The organism is Rahnella sp. CJA17(1/100) (genome assembly GCF_963881615.1).
In the GTDB taxonomy this organism is placed as follows: domain Bacteria; phylum Pseudomonadota; class Gammaproteobacteria; order Enterobacterales; family Enterobacteriaceae; genus Rahnella; species Rahnella aceris.
In genome coordinates, this window is the sequence record NZ_CAWOJA010000011.1 from 386,063 (window position 1) to 402,012 (window position 15,950).

Below are 15,950 nucleotides of genomic sequence, written 5' to 3' on the forward strand. Positions count from 1 at the left end.
ACATGTCTTTTAAATATGAGATGGGACAGGAAGTTAAAGTTAAAGTTAATGGTATCGATGATATTTCAGGAGTGGTAACTGGCAGGGCTGAATATTCCAATTCAGTTAACCAATATGTCATAACTTACAATGATGGCAACGCATCTGACTGGTACCTTGAATCAGATATAACTGTTTAAATAACCCTGATCACATCACAACCCGCTTCGGCGGGTTTTTTATTGGATAAAAATAATGCCGACAAATAATTTTAAACCGTTCGGGATCGGGTCTGGTGCGAACGTAACAGATCAGACCGCCTATGAGGCGCTGGCCGCTTTATTGACGGGATTCCAGTCAGGCAAGGCATCATCTGCTCAGATCAATAAGGCTTTACGTCAGGGTACGGTGATGGCTAACGTGCTGGCGCAGTACATCGCTGACAGCGCTGCAGTTGATGTCCTTGATGACGGAGTGCCCGCGACCATTCTTGCCAATCTCAAGGCAGGTATTCTGGCTGCTAATACTGGGCGACTGATCGGGGCACCTAAAATCATCACCGCTAACCAGACCTATACTCCGTCACCAGGAACAAAAAAGATCTTTGTTCAGGGGATTGGTACGGGTGGGAATGGTGCGGGGAGTATTGCAACCGGATCGACTGGATGCGCCTGTTGTAGCGGCGGAGCCTCTGGCGGCTACGCTGAAGCATGGTATGAATCCGGATTCGATAGCGTCTTGGTTACTATCGGTGCGATCGGTGCACTCAATTATGGGAATGGTGCATCAGGAGGAACATCAAGTTTCGGGTCCCTGATGATTATCCCTGGTGGTGGTGGTGGCGTTGCTGTAACCCAAACAAACAGCATTACTTATTTTGAAAATGGCGGCGGTTCTGTTGGCGGAGTTCCAACCCTATCAGGGCATTTGAGTGGATTTGTTACCCCCGGTTCATTTGGGATAGGTGGTAAAGTCTTTAACGGTTCAGCGGTTTCTGGCACGGGCGCTACGTCTAAGCTTGGTACTGGCGGCGGCAATGTCGCAATAGCATCGGGCAGTTCTGCTGGCGGCAATGGTGCTGGCTATGGCGCTGGCGGCGGCGGCGCTGGCGTCTCTGTCAGTGGTAGTGCAGTTTATGGCGGCAATGCCACTAAAGGCATGTTTATCGTTTGGGAGTACTCATGATGGGAACTTTGGAATTAGGCACCTGGGCTGTGATAGACAGCGTAACGAATATCGTCGTCAATCGGGTTTGGTGGGATGGTGATTCCACAGACCCAGCCGATCACTGGACGCCACCGGAAGGCACGTACGTTGTCAGGGTGGATGACCCTACACAAGGGGGTATTGGTGACACTTATGACCCTGTGACAAAAACATTCACAAAGCTTGTAAGTGAAGATTAATCGTTTGAATTAAAGGCTGTGACCTGACGGTTGCGGCCTTCAAGGAATACCGGTTATTGAGGCGATGAATAACGGAACCTTTCTGCAAAACGTTTTTTGTTTATACTCAAATCAATGAGTTACGAGGGGTGTTTTTTATGGCGGGATTCAAGAAAAATAACGATAATTTTTAATAAAAACATGTGGTTAATTTACTTTTACCGCCCTGCGTACAAGGCAGGCGGATAAATTGCAGCGTTTTATCGCGCAGGATCCAGGTTGAGTTGGTTACGCTATCCAGCAGACTGCGGTCATGGGAAACCAGCACAAAGCTGCCCGCCCAGTTTTTCAAAAACTGCTCCAGCCACAGTAATGTCGGCAGATCCAGATGGTTACTTGGCTCATCGAGCAGCAGTAAATCCGGCTGGTGGATCAGCGCCCGCGCCAGCAGCAGACGGGTATGCTGGCCGCCACTGAGCGTACCCGCCGTCAGTTCCCAGGCATTTTCATCAAAACCCAAGTCCGAAAGCAGCACCTGCGCCTGCCAGGGTTCGGGCTGATGAAGGCTGCCGGGCAGATGACCGAGCACCGATTCCAGCAGGGTACAATCATTGAGTTCTGCGGGAAGATGCTGTTCGACGCGCGCCATCAGGCATTGATTCGCCAGTGTCACGGTGCCGGAGGAGGCCGCCAGTTCACCGCTGAGGATTTTCAGCAAGGTGCTTTTGCCGCAGCCGTTATGGCCGATGAGACCAATGCGGTCGCCTTTTTTCAGGCCGAAGGAAATCTCAGCCAGCAACGGGCCGAAGGCGTTATCGAAAGATAAAGATTGTGCGGATAATAAAGTCGTCATGAATGCTTACTCAGGTTTTCAGGCACAAAGATGCCTGTCGTCAGAAAAGCCGACGATAACCGGTAAGCCGGAGGGAAGTTCTCAGGTTGTCAGTTAGCTTCGCTCAAGCAGGTTATCGCGGCACGGTGCCGGAAATGCCTGAGCAGTGACGATCGCTAAGGACGAGTGAAATTAAAAAAACTTCACGGGTCAGCATGGCAATCCTCCTTATATAACGTTGGTGAATGAATGAGCTGATTATATTGGGGATTATTGAATTATTCCAGTCAGAGCAACTCGTTAAAACGCATAACGCCATCCCAGCCGTCTACTCATGAGAGGGACGGCGCTGATTTGCGTGTCGTGATGCGATTAAGCTTCAACGACTTCATTTTCCAGCTTCTGCCTTTTTCGCAGGCCGGGGAACCAGGTCATCCACAATCCGACCACGATCAGCGTGCCGACACCGCCGATGGCTGCGGCGGGAACTGCGCCAACCCAGGCGGCCAGCAGACCGGATTCAAATTCACCGAGCTGATTCGAGGTGTTGATGAAGATGGAGTTCACGGCGCTGACACGACCGCGCATGTCATCCGGTGTATCAAGCTGTACCAGCGCACCGCGGATCACCATGCTGATCATATCGAAACCGCCGAGAGCAAACAGCGCCAGCATCGATAACCAGAGCGAAGTGGAAAACGCGAAAACCAGTGTGGCGGCACCGAAACCGGCGACGGCGGCGAACATAATTTTTCCGACATTACGGTTGAGTGCGCGGTGGCTCAGCCAGAACCCGACGATCAGACCGCCGACCGCCGGTGCGCCACGTAGCAAGCCTAATCCCCACGGACCGGTATGCAGAATGTCGTGAGCGAAAATGGGTAGCAGGGCGGTTGCGCCACCGAGTAAAACCGCGAACAAGTCGAGCGAAATCACGCCCAGCACGTCCGGGCGGGCGCGGATAAAACCAATGCCTGCGAACAGCGTTTTGAAGGTTGCCGGTACACGATGTGGCTGTGCCTGTTCATAGCGTAAACGGCTGACCATTACGATAGATAACAGATACAGACAGGCGCACACGGCGTACGCCACACCCGCGCCCGCGACATACAGAAAGCCACCCAGCGCCGGGCCAACCATCGACGCGGCCTGTCCGGAAACGCTGGTGGCGGCCATTGCGCGGGCCAGCAAATTCGGTGGCACCAGCGCGGGCAACATCGACTGTAAGGAAGGGGCTTCCATCGCTTTGGCAGTCGAAATCACGAAAATCAGTCCGAGCACGACCACTTCATTGACGTGATGTGTCAGCGTCAGATAAGCCAGCGAGCCAATCGCCACCCATTCGGCGATTTGCCCGAGCAGTACCACGCGGCGGCGGTCAAACTGATCGGCAACGTGGCCTGCCACCAGCGCAAGCGCGACGGAAGGTAAAAACTGCACCAACCCGATCAGTCCGAGATCAAACGCCCGGCCGGTGATCGAATAAATCTGCCAGCTCACCACGATGGAAAGCATCTGGAAGCCAAAGCTGGACGCTGCACGGGCGATCCAGAAAGCGACAAACGAGCGGTGCCGTAACAGTGAGTCTGAATTACCGGAAGCAGCAGACATGACAAATCCCTGAAAAATGAAAGATGCCGTGTCTGTGGTTTTTGAAAACTCGTTAGCCCGGCAATTATTGTGGATACAAATTATTAACAAACAATCCGAGTTGTATGTTTATCATAAAAAGTTCAGCAAATCTTCATCTCACATTGTGAAGAAACTATGCAGGTGACGGGCTAAGACTTCCGGTTGTTCCTCCGGAATGAAATGGCCGCTGTGAGGGATGATGATGCCGGTGACATTTTCAGCGAAAGCGCGCAGGGGAACGGCCATATCCGGGATCGAACCCTGATCGGCGCTGACCGCCAGTACCGGCATTTTTAATTTTCCGGCACGGTTAAGTGTGCGGTTCTGTTCCGCAGATTCAGTAACCGAACGATAATACGCCAGCCCGGCGCGCAGGCCGCCGCTTTTGAGGAACACCCGCAGATACTCGCTGATATCGTCATCTGTGAAGGCATCCGGCGCAGCGGTTTTCCGGCGCAAAAACCAGTCGAGATACACACGTTCGTTACCGGCGATCAGCGCTTCAGGCAAATCAGGCAATGTGTGGAAGGCAAAATGCCAGGTTTTCCACGATTTGTCCGGTGTGACCGGCAGCACGTCCGGCAAGGTGATTCCGGGGATCCCCGCATCCAGCAGCGCCAGATGTTGTACTTCCTCGCCATACATCGCCGCGCAGGGATAAGCGACCCACGCGCCGACGTCATGCGCTGCCAGCGAGTAACGCTTATGCCCGAGAAGCTGCATTAACCCGTGGATTTTCTGCGCCAGACTTTGTGTGTCGTAACCGGTCTGCGGGCGATCCGAATCACCCTGACCGGGCAGGTCTGGTGCCACCAGCCAGAAATCCTGTGCCAGCGCGTTCATCACATTACGCCATGCGTACCAGGTTTGCGGAAAACCCGCCAGCAACAGCAAGACTTTGCCTTGCGGATTACCGCCGCTGACGTAATGCATCCTCACGCCTTCGACCGTGGCGTAGCGATGGGTAAAACCGCAAAGGATGGGGTCAGCCACTGCAAAGGGTTCGGCAGTAACAACAACAGAAGGGGTCATCTCGTTCATAGCCAATCTCCGTTATAGTCATATTTAGGAAATAATCATTTCCTAAATGAGAAAAAATTTTTAATCGAGAATTTTAAGCGCCAGTTCCAGCGTGTTTTCGCTGGCGTGATTGTTTTCGACTTTACCGGCGACACGCATGCCCAAAACAATCCATAACATCAGGAATGACGCGGCCTGCGCATCGATATCCGGGGTGACAGAACCGTCTTGCTGGCCCTGTTCAATGAGGGAGGTCAGGAACAATTTATTGCGCATAATAGCCTGACGCACCAGTGCGGCGAGTTCCTCATCCAGCGTGAGTAATTCGACGGTGCTGCCGACGACCAGACACCCGCGGCGGCCTTCAATTTCATGAGAAGAACACAGGTAAAAGCGCAGCACTTCGGCAATGCGTTCGCGGCCGGTGGAGATGCGTTCAATTTGCTGGCGTAACTGGGTATTTCGCCGTGAGGTGTAACGTTCAAATACGTTGAGAAACAGGGTCCTTTTATCGCTGAAGGCTTTGTAAATACTGCCTGCAGTAAGGTTCATGGCCTGACTCAGATCGCTGATGGACGCCGCATGAAAGCCTTTTTCGCGAAATACCGTCATGGCGTTATCCAGTGCAAGTTCAGTATCGAATTCACGCGGACGACCGCGATCCTTCGGTGAAGGGAATGCCATAAAAAATGCCACCATTAGGAAACGTTTATTTCCTAATGGTGGCATTAACACAAAAACTGATCAAGCCCTTTGTCAGCTCACTTCATATTTACCAGCGCAGTTCACGGCCTGAATATTCAACAAAGTGATGGCCACCTTTGCCGCGCCAGGCTTCGAACTGATCAACAATGCCGGTGGCGCTTTCGGCCACGGTCAGCGTGGCATTTTCACCGCCCATATCGGTCTGTACCCAGCCCGGATGCACGGAAAGCAGCGTCAGTTCTTGTTTTTCAATCTGTGCCTGCAACCCGCGGGTCAGCATATTCAGCGCAGCTTTACTGGCGGAATAAAGCGGATAAGTTGCCACGTCATTCTCATTGAGACTCGACAGCTCAGAGGTCATCAGCGCCAGCACACCGGTGCGGTGGTTCAGGAAAGGCAGTAATTCACTGGCGCAACGCACAGGGGAAATGGCGTTAGTCAAAAATAGTTGAATAATTTCTTCGTCGCTGGCCTGATCAATATCCTGATGATCCGGACCAAATACGCCTGCATTCACAAAAATCAGATCAAAATGGCTTTCGGACAGCGCGTCTTTCACCGCTTCCCGCGCTTCGGATTTATTGATGTCCAGTTTTACCCATTCAACAGCCGCCGGTGTTTTGGCAGGAACGGCATCACGTGTTGTGGCGGTAACCTGCCAGCCGCGTTTTGCGAGTACATCCACCACACCCAAACCGATACCGCGTGATGCGCCGATGATCAATGCTTTCTTAGAGTCAGTCATATTCATCCTTTTATAATCAAAGCGTTAACGTCAATTTATTGTTTTCATTTAATGCGCGAAATCTCTTCAGTGTTACGGGCAGTATGAGTCAGCAAGGCGGCTGCAACAATGGGCTGGAGTCTGATTTTGGCCGCCGGACTGATAGATAACCGGGACGCGCCGGCGGAGGCCTGATGATGGACGGGGACTTTATGGACTGCTGAAAGGCGGCTTCAATCACCTGTGAGCCCAGTGACTATGGCGCGATTGTGGTTGAAGGCGTGGTAACGTTCATTGTTAACGATGCTGGCAACCAGGTGTTTGATGACACACTGTACATCTTAAAAAGATGCCCGCGACAGGCGGGCAATAAACATCAGTTTTGAAATTTGATCGGGTAGAACCAGATAAGCATAGCGGAGTAATAATTATCCAATCAAAAGGATAACTGCCCATAAATAGCTGTGTTCGCTGCATGAGGTCAGTATTGGGACGCAAAAAAGCCCTCGCGAACGAAGGCCAGTGAATCATCACTAAATATTTAGTTTTGGAACGAGAGCGATGCTCCCGAAAACATACTAGCCGCTCCCGGGAATTTGGCTTAATGAAATGGGTTTAGTAATTAAAGAAAATTCACTGCCGTTTTGAGCAATTCAGATGAGAATGGGATGAAATTCATGAATCGCGCAAACTTTATCCAATTATTTCAGTTATTATGTTAAATCTGATGTTCAGGTTTACTGTTTACTGGAGTAATTATGCAAGGTAAGAATTCGGCTTTTGGAGAAGGGTGCAGGATGGTAGGCGAATGCTGCTTAATGTTTGCTCAGGCAGGCGAAGATTTTAGCGCGGGACGCATAGTCTTATGCCTTAAGCGCGCGCAGGACGAGGCTATAGACACAAATGGCAGACCCAACGTTGCTTTAAAACTCGCGATACGACGGCTTCAGGGCTGGTAACGTTAAACATAAAATAACCGCCTGGTGACGGTGCTTTTTCAAATTCTCAAACGAGATACAGCCCTTCTTAACTAATTGCAGGTGCATCTGAAGTAATAGAGACCTGTCTGCAAAAAACGCCTCACATTTATTGATGTTCTTTCAGCCGCCAGGCATTGCAGCTCCGCTAACAAAGAACCACACCATAAAACCGACAGCACCTGCCAGTACAATGATTGGCGGTATGAATTTCATTTTCATCTTATCGTTACTCTAATTAGTCAAATTTCCCGACATGGGCGCGCTTCATACCTTAATAAACTCAACCTCGAGGCTGATTGAAATCGCCCATAAGGAAGAGTGCCCTACCATCCTGTACCCGGGAAAAAAGATAATGATAGTTTGGGTGCCAGGAGTGGCATTGCACTTTACAGATCAGGCTGACATCAGTCATCCGCATTTTTCCATATATTTTGCAACATCGCATGATTCACGTTTCTATCCCCTGGCATTCCCCCAATCACAAACAAGCTATCCTGGCTGCCGCCCGGCATGTGCGCGGGTTATCACGGTCGCCAGAAATTGAATGTAATGTTTGAAAAATCCCAATCGGCTATTTGCAGCAAATTTTGTGATTTACAACAGACTTTCACGTTGCCAGCCTCTCGGTGAATGAGTACCGTTGTTCTTTTGAACGGACCGGCAAAGGTGAATAAAGCATGATCGCCATAAAATGGGTAAGTCTCGGGTTTGTTCTGGTTTTACTGCTGTCTTTCGGATACAGCTACGCGAAAGCGACACAAACACGGACAGAACCTGCAGGCCAGAGCTGGTCAACGGCACGACGGACTTCAGCCGGTATTGCGCCGGATCCTGCCAGACTGAAAAGTATCGCTATTATCCAGATTTATGCTGCACCGACTTATGGCTGGCGCGGGCTGGTGGCGGTGCATCCGTGGATAATTTACAAACGTGAAGGGGAAACAGAGTTCACCCGTTATGACGTGATCAGCTGGGGCAGCACCAACGTAGTACGCCGCGATTATGCTATTCCAGATGGTTATTGGTTTGGCTCGCAGCCCCGTATACTGGTTGATCACCGCGGCGCGCAGGCGCAGATTATGATCCCCAAAATAGAAGCGGCGATCAAAAGTTACCCGTATCCGCATACCTATCACGCATGGCCGGGGCCAAACAGCAACACGTTTATCGCCCACATCGGGCGTGAAGTGCCGGATCTGCAGCTTGATCTTCCTTCCAATGCGATCGGCAAAGATTACCGCGGCATTACCAATCCGATCGGTTTACCGCCATCCGGGCGCGGCGTGCAGGTTTCTTTGCTGGGACTGCTGGGTGTGACGCTGGGCGTGGAAGAGGGCATTGAAGTCAATGTGCTGGGGCTGAACCTGGGCATTGATGTGAAGAATCCGGCGTTGCGTTTGCCGTTTGTCGGGCGGGTAGGCTTTGATAATCCGGGGAAAGCGGAGCTTTAACGATGTCAGTGCGCAACAGGCCGGTACGAGGTACCGGCCATACACATCAGAACGACGAATGTTTATAAGACCGGTATTCCGGTTTCCAGAATTCGCTGGTGAGACGACTCTGTAACTCGTCTTCTGAAACTTCCGGTGCCACGCCTTCCCGTTGCGCAACACGCGCCACTTCGGCGGCAATGATTTTAGACACATGCTGAATATCGGCAATAGCCGGTAATAATGACCCTTTTCCGGTGGTCGCCAGCGGAGAAAGGCTGGCCAGCGCCTGACTGGCAGCCAGCAACATGCTATCGTTCACGCGGCGCGCTCCCGACGCCAGAATGCCTAACCCCAGCCCGGGGAAAATATACGCGTTGTTACATTGCGGGATCGGGTACGTGTGATCCTGATAATGTACCGGTGCGAACGGGCTGCCTGTCGCCATCAGCGCGGCACCTTCGGTCCAGGCGATCACGTCCTGAGGACGGGCTTCTGCACGGGAAGTCGGGTTAGAGAGCGGCATGATGATTGGATGATGGCAGTTGTGATGCATCTCGCGGATGATCTCTTCGGTAAACAGCCCCGGTTGCCCGGAAACGCCAATCAGAATGGTTGGTTTGGAATGATGCACCACGTCCTGCAACGAGATATTCTGGCTGTCCACATTCCAGTGGCTGATTTTGTTTTTACTTGTCACCAGTTTGCGCTGGAAATCGAGCAAATTCGGCATGTCATCTGTCAGCAGGCCAAACCGATCCACCATAAAGACCTGACTGCGCGCTTCGTCTTCGGAAGCACCTTCTGCCACCATTTGCGCGATGATTTTCTCAGCGATACCGCAACCGGCAGAGCCTGCGCCGAGGAAGGTGACCCGCTGGTCGCGTAGCCGGGTGCCTGCGGCATGACTGGCGGCAATCAGACAGCCCAGCGTGACCGCCGCGGTGCCCTGAATATCATCATTGAAACAGCACAACTCCTCGCGGTAGCGCTCCAGAAGTGGCATAGCATTGGTTTGCGCGAAGTCTTCGAACTGAAGCAGGACATCCGGCCAGCGGGTTTTTACCGCCTGAATGAACATATCCATGAATTCATTGTATTCGCCGTCGGTAATGCGCGGGTGGCGCCAGCCCATGTACAGCGGATCGTCGAGGCGCTGGGCGTTATTCGTTCCGACATCAAGCATGATCGGCAGCGTGTTGGCCGGGTTGATCCCACCGCAGGAGGTATAAAGCGAAAGCTTGCCGATAGGAATGCCCATGCCGCCAATCCCCTGATCACCGAGTCCCAGAATGCGCTCGCCGTCGGTGACAACGATCACCCGGATGTCATTTTTGGAGAAGTTTTGCAGCATTTCATCGATATGCTCGCGATCAGGATAAGAGATGAACAGGCCACGGGCACGGCGGTATATATCGGAGAAGTGTTCGCAGGCCTCGCCGACCGTCGGGGTGTAGATAATCGGCAGCATTTCTTCCAGATGTGAATTCACCAGATTGTAGAAAAGGGTTTCGTTGGTGTCCTGAATATTGCGCAGGTAGACATGCTTGGAGATATCACGTTTGAAATCAGAGAATTGAGAATAAGCGCGGTCAGTCTGTTCGTTGATAGTTTCAACCTGATTGGGCAGCAGTCCGTTAAGATTGAGCGCCAGACGTTCATCACGGCTGAAGGCCGAGCCTTTATTGAGCAGCGGGTTTTCGAGTAATAATGAACCTGTGTAGTGGGTGTAGAGCGGGCGTTTTTTTAACATCATTAAGCCTTAGAACATTTGAACTCAGTTAATTTCCGGTACGTTATTTCCCGTTGCCGGATCCCTCACAGTAAAATCCTATAACCGGTCGAATTAGTGTATGAACTACCAAAATAAAACCAATGGCCATAGCAGCCTGAATAAGATGATTGTTTATTATTTGTTTTTTATAACACGACACAGGCACTGATTCCGGTTACTTAAATTACAAAAACGTTTTAATACTTTTTTAGTGATGAGTTCTGCATAATCTTTTTGAATGTTTCCGGATGGTTCAAGTTGAGTAAATACATTATATGATATTTAAGTGAAATTAATGGTTTAATCATAACTCATTGTATTTGATGTGATTTGTTATTAAGTAATTATTGTTATTATTGCCATAAAGGCAGATGTGACACGGGTCACAATGATGTTGGTTTTTAAATAATATAACTAACCGCCATTTTGTTCCTTCAATTATCTCATCAACAATAATAAAGAAAAGGTCATATTATGCCGACATTACTCTTATCCTCATTATTTCCTTTAGTGTTTATTATGGTATTAGGCTGGCTGAGCGGAAAACTGGGTTATATGAAACGTGACGATGCTACGGTATTAGCCACGGTAGTGATCCGTTTCGCGCTGCCATTACATCTTTTTATCGGTGCATTACATACTGATCCGGCCAAGATTCAGAATTTATCGTTTATGGCAGTGTTGGTGATTGGCCTGATGGGCTCTTATTTGTTGACGTTGTGCATCTCGCGCTGGTTTTTCCGCCATGACATCAAAACCAGCGCCATTCAGTCGCTGGTTTGCGCGTTCCCGGATATGGCTTACTTTGGCGCGCCTGTACTGGCGGTGCTTATCGGGCCGGAAGGTTTTCTGGGGGTGCTGGTCGGTAATCTTATCACCAGCGTGCTGATGATCCCGCTGACGATTGTGTTGATCCGCATGGGTGACAAAAACAGCGATTTGGCTCAACAGGGCAGCCTCGGCAAGATGATCCTGAATAATCTGTTCAAAGCCGTACGCAATCCGATTGTCTGGATCCCGGTGCTGGGTGTGGCGATGAGTCTGGCCGGCATTAAAATTCCGGAACTGCTGTCTTCGTCGGTGGAAATGATGGGTAAAACCGCAGGCGGGATTTCGCTGTTCGCGCTGGGTCTGTTGTTCTTCGGCGAGCGCCCGACGCTGAATATTCATACGGTCACTAACATCGGCATGAAAAACCTGATCCAGCCCGCGATTATGGCCGCTGCCGGTCTGGCATTTGGGCTGAGCCATACGCTGATGCAGCAGGTGGTGATCATCGGCGCAACGCCTTCCGCCATTGCTGCAGGCATGTTTGCCGTGCGCAGCGACACCTATGTGGAATCTGCATCTTCCTCAATACTCATCGGCACCGCACTGGGCATAGTGACAGAAGGTCTCGTGATTTACATGATGTCGTAAATGCGCTGATTTGCGACGTTTTACCCATAAAAAAGGCCCGCCATTTCTGGCAGGCCTTTTGTCTTTCAGCAGGCGTTTATTTCACACACTTCGCGCAGGTATTTGCATGAATTTGCTGGAAGAAATCGTTGCCTTTGTCATCCACCAGAATGAATGCCGGGAAGTTTTCGACTTCGATTTTCCAGATGGCTTCCATTCCTAATTCAGGATATTCCACGCATTCCAGGCTCTTGATGCTTTGCTGCGCCAGCACCGCTGCCGGGCCACCGATGCTGCCGAGATAGAAACCGCCGTGTTTATGGCAGGCGTCGGTCACCTGCTGGCTGCGGTTACCTTTGGCCAGCATGATCATGCTGCCGCCGTTGGATTGCAGAAGATCCACGTAAGAATCCATGCGTCCTGCGGTGGTCGGGCCGAGAGAACCAGAAGCGTATCCTTCCGGGGTTTTCGCCGGGCCTGCGTAGTAGATCGGGTGATCTTTGATGTATTGCGGCAAGCCTTCGCCGTTATCCAGACGCTCTTTCAGTTTGGCGTGTGCGATGTCACGACCAACGATAATCGTACCGCTCAGGGAAAGACGGGTAGATACCGGATATTCAGAAAGTTGCGCCAGGATTTCAGGCATCGGACGATTCAGGTCAACTTTCACCACACCCGCTTCGCCTTGCTCACGCAGGGCCTCAGGGATGTACTGGCCCGGATTGTCTTCCAGTTTTTCGATCCAGATACCGTCACGATTGATTTTGGCTTTGATATTACGGTCTGCGGAGCAGGAAACGCCCATCCCGACCGGACAGGATGCACCGTGACGCGGCAGACGTACTACGCGGATATCGTGGGCAAAGTATTTGCCGCCGAACTGCGCGCCGAGACCAAGATTGTTGGCTTCCACCAGCAGTTCCTGTTCCAGATTGACGTCGCGGAATGCCTGACCGTGTTCGTTACCTTCCGTTGGCAGACCGTCATAGTAATGGGTGGACGCCAGTTTTACGGTTTTCAGCGTTGCTTCAGCAGACGTACCGCCAATCACGAACGCGATATGGTACGGCGGACAGGCTGCCGTGCCCAGCGTGCGCATTTTCTCAACCAGGTAATCTTTCAGCTTCGCCGGGGTAATCAGCGCTTTGGTTTCCTGATACAGGTAGGTTTTGTTGGCAGAACCGCCGCCTTTGGCGATGCACAGGAATTTGTACTCGTCACCATCGACACTGTAGAGGTCGATTTGTGCAGGCAGGTTGGTGCCGGTGTTTACCTCTTTGTACATATCCAGTGCGGCATTCTGGGAATAGCGCAGGTTATCCTCGATGAAAGTGTTATACACACCCTGAGACAGGCTGGCTTCGTCGCCGCCGCCGGTCCATACGCGCTGCCCTTTTTTACCCATGATGATTGCGGTGCCGGTGTCCTGACAGGTCGGCAGAATGCCTTTGGCCGCAATTTCAGAATTACGCAGGAATTGCAGCGCAACGTATTTGTCGTTTTCGCTGGATTCCGGGTCATGAAGAATGGAAGCCACTTGTTGCTGATGTGCAGGGCGCAGCATGAAAGAGGCATCGTGGAACGCCTGTTGCGCGAGAAGCGTTAACGCCTGCGGTTCCACTTTTAACACTTCTTCGCCGTCGAAGGTGCTGACGGAGACATGTTCTTTGGTCAGCAGATAATATTCGGTGTCATCTTTGGAAACGGGGAAGGGATTTTGATAATAGAACGGTTTGTTCGACATTGTTTTCTCACTTTTTCCGTTTTTGCCGCCACGGGTGGGACTGTTGACGCGGTATAGCAGGGGTGTTCGGGGCGACGTTTATATTCGTTCTGTATGTTGCCAGCCAAATACACAGGCTGGCAACGGGGTTTATATGTTTTCTTTCAGTAAATGCTCTGTTAATGCTTTGTGGGTGATTTTATCGCCACAATCAGAACATCATCATCATCCACGGATAACCGATGACCAGTAAGGCAATCAGGAAGATGGCTCCGAAGATAGTGCCGAGACGCCAGTAATCTTTGGTTGGCAGATAACCGCTGCCGTAATAAATCGGGCTTGGGCCGGTACCGTAAGGTGTGATGATCCCCATAACACCCAGAGACGTCACCATCAGCAAACAGAATACCTGCATGTTAATGCCAGGGATTGCCGCGCCGATGGTCAGCATAGCCGGTAACAGGGCGGTGGTGTGCGCCGTGGTGCTGGCGAAAAGGTAATGCAGCAGGTAGAACGCCAGCAGCAGGGCAATTGTCGCCGCGCCCGGGGAGATACCGCCCATCAGTGCTGCGCCTTCTTTACCCAGCCAGGCGATGAAACCGGTGCGGGATAAGCCGTCAGCCAGCGCTACCAGCGTGGCGAACCAGGCGAAGGTATTCCAGGCCGGTTTGTTGCTGGTGATGTCGTTCCAGTTCAGAACGCCGGTCCACAGCATCAGTACTACGACCAGCAAAGCAGCCATGGCCGGTTCGATAAAGCTCGCAGCGAAAATCCACATCGCCAGCGCACAGCAGACGAACACCAGCAGCAGGATTTCGTGACGGGACATTCTGCCCAGTTTTGCCAGTTCTGCGGTTGCCCAGCGCGGCACTTCGTCATTGATTTTCACTTCCGGCGGGTAGAACCAGTACGCCAGCAGCGGCATAGTCAACAGAAGCAGCAGACCGACCGGCAGGAAGGCGATGAACCAGGTGCCCCACGAAATGTTGATACCGGTTACGCTGTTCACGATACCCAGTGCCAGCAGGTTAGGCGCCAGTGCAGACAGGAACATTGAACTGGTGATACAGGCTGCGGTGATCGCCACCCACATCAGGTAAGAACCGATTTTACGTGCGCTCGGGTCGTTCGGTTTTGAGCCATACAACGGCGGCAGGTTAGCAATGATCGGGTAGATCGTGCCGCCACTGCGCGCGGTGTTGGACGGTGTGAAGGGTGCCAGTAACAGATCAGCAAAGGTGATGGCATAACCGAGCGTCAGGCTGCGGCGGCCAAGATATTTCACCAGAATCAGCGCCAGACGGCGGCCGAACTGGGTTTTATCGTAGCCGGCGGCAAACATGAACGCGCCGAAGATTAACCATACCGTGGAGTTGCCAAAACCACTGACCGCCCATTTGAAGGACTGTGCTGCGGTTTTGAATTTAGGATCCGCCAGCTCAGCCGGGCTGAAAAGCAACCACTGGCTGAAAAGGGCGATGACCACCACACCGGTTAAGCCGATAACGGCCCCCGGCAATGGCTCGAAGATCAGACCGATAATGACGCCCACAAAGATGGCGAAGAAGTGCCAGGCATGAGGTTCCAGACCGGCAGGTACAGGAACGAGCAGCAACAGCACGGACACCAGCACGGGAAGTACCATAAAGATCCAGCGATTTTTTTTGCCGGATTCGGCTTTTTTCGCTGGTTCTTTCACCGCAGTTTTTGATATTTCGCTCATAATATTTATCTTAGGTAGTTAGGAATATTGTGATGATGCATAGGTAAGATGTCGTTTGGTTTTTTTAGTTACTTAATCTTTTTTTTAATTATTCAATAGTGGCATGTTAATTGCCTCGTTATTGTTATTTTTGTTAAGTGCTTACTATTCCCCGTAAGAGGGAGGAAATGTTTATATAATGCGTTTTCTCTATTTTTAACTGTTGATCTTGATCAACAAAATACGGTGCTGAATTCTTTTTTAAATCGGATGAAACCGTTATGCAGAGCCTGCCTGATTAATTAAAGGGCAATTTGTGACGGGGGTATCTTTCGGGGTAACGGAAAGCAAAAAATGGAGTAGGGCAAAATGAGAGTCATTCACAGCCACATTGCCTCATCAGGCGATCCGCCACCTCTTGCCAGCGGGCGGGTTCCGTGATCTGCCGAAGGGAAAAGCCCGGAGGATGTAATAATCATCTCATCAGTTAAATACAAATAAGATTGTAGTTTGCATTAATGTGATTATTTAATTTAACAGTTAACATAATTTTAATATAACAGGTGTTAAGTTAATAGATAAATAGTTAATTAACTAATGTAATAAGTTTTGGAAGTAAAAATAAACTTATATTAATAGCATGACATCGGCATTGAAATAAAAACA

12 protein-coding genes and 1 pseudogene are annotated in these 15,950 nt (G+C 50.9%); 4 read left to right on the plus strand and 9 right to left on the minus strand.

All coding sequences use genetic code 11. The features are described from left to right. Positions 1 to 2: 2 nt before the first annotated feature. Positions 3 to 179, plus strand: a complete 177-nt coding sequence (locus AACU55_RS08105; protein WP_167686127.1) for a hypothetical protein — start codon at positions 3 to 5, stop codon at positions 177 to 179. Positions 180 to 234: 55 nt separating this feature from the next. After that, positions 235 to 1,164: a hypothetical protein gene (locus tag AACU55_RS08110; RefSeq protein WP_205960125.1), complete on the plus strand. Its 930-nt coding sequence runs from the start codon at positions 235 to 237 to the stop codon at positions 1,162 to 1,164. 429 nt (positions 1,165 to 1,593) lie between these two features. Here the strand turns inward: AACU55_RS08110 and AACU55_RS08115 are convergent. The 6 genes and pseudogenes from AACU55_RS08115 to AACU55_RS25735 form a co-directional block, all read right to left on the minus strand. Then, positions 1,594 to 2,217 (minus strand): annotated as a pseudogene (locus AACU55_RS08115) (ATP-binding cassette domain-containing protein); the annotation flags it as partial. A gap of 351 nt (positions 2,218 to 2,568) precedes the next feature. Further along, complete coding sequence (locus AACU55_RS08120; RefSeq protein WP_013578276.1) at positions 2,569 to 3,807, minus strand: MFS transporter; 1,239 nt, start codon at positions 3,805 to 3,807, stop codon at positions 2,569 to 2,571. A gap of 138 nt (positions 3,808 to 3,945) precedes the next feature. Further along, a complete protein-coding gene (locus tag AACU55_RS08125) occupies positions 3,946 to 4,869 on the minus strand; it encodes an alpha/beta fold hydrolase (protein ID WP_037032917.1) in 924 nt (307 codons plus the stop codon). A gap of 60 nt (positions 4,870 to 4,929) precedes the next feature. Then, positions 4,930 to 5,532, minus strand: a complete 603-nt coding sequence (locus tag AACU55_RS08130) for a TetR/AcrR family transcriptional regulator (protein WP_240785619.1) — start codon at positions 5,530 to 5,532, stop codon at positions 4,930 to 4,932. Positions 5,533 to 5,620: 88 nt separating this feature from the next. Next, entirely contained in the window at positions 5,621 to 6,298 is a 678-nt protein-coding gene (locus AACU55_RS08135; protein WP_013578279.1) for an SDR family oxidoreductase, read from the minus strand. Positions 6,299 to 7,661: 1,363 nt separating this feature from the next. Then, a complete protein-coding gene (locus tag AACU55_RS25735; RefSeq protein ID WP_134705385.1) occupies positions 7,662 to 7,769 on the minus strand; it encodes a DinI-like family protein in 108 nt (35 codons plus the stop codon). Positions 7,770 to 7,934: 165 nt separating this feature from the next. Between AACU55_RS25735 and AACU55_RS08140 the strand changes: the two genes are divergently transcribed. Then, positions 7,935 to 8,708 carry a DUF3750 domain-containing protein gene (locus tag AACU55_RS08140; protein WP_013578282.1) on the plus strand — a complete coding sequence of 258 codons (774 nt, stop codon included), beginning with the start codon at positions 7,935 to 7,937 and terminating at the stop codon, positions 8,706 to 8,708. A 46-nt stretch (positions 8,709 to 8,754) separates the two neighbouring features. Here AACU55_RS08140 and AACU55_RS08145 read toward each other — a convergent pair whose 3' ends face one another. Then, on the minus strand, positions 8,755 to 10,440 hold the full coding sequence (locus AACU55_RS08145) for an NAD-dependent malic enzyme (RefSeq protein WP_134705386.1): 1,686 nt from the start codon (positions 10,438 to 10,440) through the stop codon (positions 8,755 to 8,757). A gap of 495 nt (positions 10,441 to 10,935) precedes the next feature. Between AACU55_RS08145 and AACU55_RS08150 the strand changes: the two genes are divergently transcribed. Then, positions 10,936 to 11,880 carry an AEC family transporter gene (locus AACU55_RS08150; protein ID WP_013578284.1) on the plus strand — a complete coding sequence of 315 codons (945 nt, stop codon included), beginning with the start codon at positions 10,936 to 10,938 and terminating at the stop codon, positions 11,878 to 11,880. 76 nt (positions 11,881 to 11,956) lie between these two features. Here the strand turns inward: AACU55_RS08150 and fumA are convergent, their stop codons facing one another. Both fumA and AACU55_RS08160 read right to left on the minus strand, forming a co-directional pair. Next, positions 11,957 to 13,603, minus strand: a complete 1,647-nt coding sequence (fumA, locus tag AACU55_RS08155; RefSeq protein ID WP_013578285.1) for a class I fumarate hydratase FumA — start codon at positions 13,601 to 13,603, stop codon at positions 11,957 to 11,959. Positions 13,604 to 13,793: 190 nt separating this feature from the next. Continuing rightward, positions 13,794 to 15,305 (minus strand): anion permease, encoded by a 1,512-nt coding sequence (locus tag AACU55_RS08160; RefSeq protein ID WP_013578286.1) that lies wholly within the window; start codon positions 15,303 to 15,305, stop codon positions 13,794 to 13,796. Positions 15,306 to 15,950 lie beyond the last annotated feature (645 nt).